The sequence below is a fragment of the Streptomyces durbertensis genome (assembly GCF_014156695.1).
GTDB lineage: Bacteria > Actinomycetota > Actinomycetes > Streptomycetales > Streptomycetaceae > Streptomyces > Streptomyces durbertensis.
The window spans coordinates 1-588 of record NZ_WMLF01000919.1 but is presented as its reverse complement, the minus strand read 5'-3'; the positions used below and the strand labels follow the sequence as shown (position 1 = coordinate 588).

The window sequence follows — 588 nt, the reverse complement described above, 5'->3', positions numbered from 1 at the left end:
GACCAACCCCACCGCGCACTCAACCCCGGCCGCCTCACCCCCGCACAACTCCGCCACCGCGACACCCTCCGCCCGGCCACCCGCCACGGCGCCAAGGCGCTTCTGCCCCGAGACCTGACCGCCGCACACGAACAACGCCACAAAGCACTCATCACCTACCGCGACACGCTGCCACCCCAGGCAGCAGCCCTCGTGGCCTCCGACGTCATCCACATGCACGCCAACCGACTCCTCGCCATCGACCCCGGCCACGAACGCATCGCGAGAACCCTGGCAGCCGACCTCCTCCACCGCCCATGAGCCCAGACACCCGAAGCCTCGCCGCCGCCAGAGCCACCGAGCTGGCCCGCAGCCTCCGCGACCCGGAAGCCGTCACCAACGCCTTATCCAGCCGCGCAGCACACACCCTCTGCTACGGACTCGCCGGAACCGCACTCCTCCACGCCTGCCTCGGCGACGCCACCACCGCCGCCACCCACTGGAACGCAGCCTCCCGAACCCTCGGCAACGCCCCACCCGACGGCATCCACACCGGCCCCGGCGCCCTCGCCACCTCCCTCATCATCGGCACCGGCTACCTCCCAGACC

The 588-nt window shown here is 71.6% G+C and carries 2 protein-coding genes; both read left to right on the top strand.

The features are described 5' to 3' along the window. Positions 1–300, top strand: a 300-nt coding sequence (locus GL263_RS27665) for a lantibiotic dehydratase C-terminal domain-containing protein (RefSeq protein WP_182858457.1), incomplete at its 5' end; no start/stop codon positions are given. Further along, the coding region (locus GL263_RS27660; protein WP_228456892.1) for a hypothetical protein at positions 297–588 on the top strand (292 nt) is incomplete at its 3' end. The genes GL263_RS27665 and GL263_RS27660, both read left to right, overlap by 4 nt.